The organism is Sphingomonas sp. PSPC2-2 (assembly GCF_049897725.1).
Lineage (GTDB): Bacteria > Pseudomonadota > Alphaproteobacteria > Sphingomonadales > Sphingomonadaceae > Sphingomonas.
In genome coordinates this window covers 1-880 of sequence record NZ_JAFCWU010000037.1, presented here as the reverse complement: position 1 = coordinate 880, position 880 = coordinate 1, and the positions used below count along the sequence as shown (strand labels likewise).

Here is an 880-nt window from a genome sequence, read left to right as displayed (position 1 = left end):
GGCTCTGTTGCAAAAATCGTGAAGCTTGAGCATGCTTGGCGGAGATTGGACGGACGGAACGATGACGGATTTCAAGTGGCGCCATTTCCAGGGTGATGTGATCCTGTGGGCGGTGCGCTGGTATTGTCGCTATCCGATCAGCTATCGCGACCTTGAGGAAATGCTGGCGGAACGCGGCATTTCGGTCGACCATACGACGATCTATCGCTGGGTCCAGTGCTACGCCCCGGAGATGGAGAAGCGGCTGCGCTGGTTCTGGCGGCGTGGCTTTGATCCGAGCTGGCGCCTGGATGAAACCTACGTCAAGGTGCGGGGCAAGTGGACCTACCTGTACCGGGCAGTCGACAAGCGGGGCGACACGATCGATTTCTACCTGTCGCCGACCCGCAGCGCCAAGGCAGCGAAGCGGTTCCTGGGCAAGGCCCTGCGAGGCCTGAAGCACTGGGAAAAGCCTGCCACGCTCAATACCGACAAAGCGCCGAGCTATGGTGCAGCGATCACCGAATTGAAGCGCGAAGGAAAGCTGGACCGGGAGACGGCCCACCGGCAGGTGAAGTATCTCAATAACGTGATCGAGGCCGATCACGGAAAGCTCAAGATACTGATCAAGCCGGTGCGCGGTTTCAAATCGATCCCCACGGCCTATGCCACGATCAAGGGATTCGAAGTCATGCGAGCCCTGCGCAAAGGACAGGCTCGCCCCTGGTGCCTGCAGCCCGGCATCAGGGGCGAGGTGCGCCTTGTGGAGAGAGCTTTTGGCATTGGGCCCTCGGCGCTGACGGAGGCCATGGGCATGCTCAACCACCATTTCGCAGCAGCCGCCTGATCGGCGCAGAGCGACAGCCTACCTCTGACTGCCGCCAATCTTTGCAACAGAGCC

At 60.6% G+C, this 880-nt stretch carries 1 protein-coding gene; it reads left to right on the top strand.

What is annotated here, in order from left to right; all coding sequences use genetic code 11:
- Window positions 1–61: 61 nt before the first annotated feature.
- A complete protein-coding gene (locus tag ACP7BY_RS20985) occupies window positions 62–826 on the top strand; it encodes an IS6-like element IS6100 family transposase (protein ID WP_001389365.1) in 765 nt (254 codons plus the stop codon).
- Window positions 827–880: the final 54 nt, after the last annotated feature.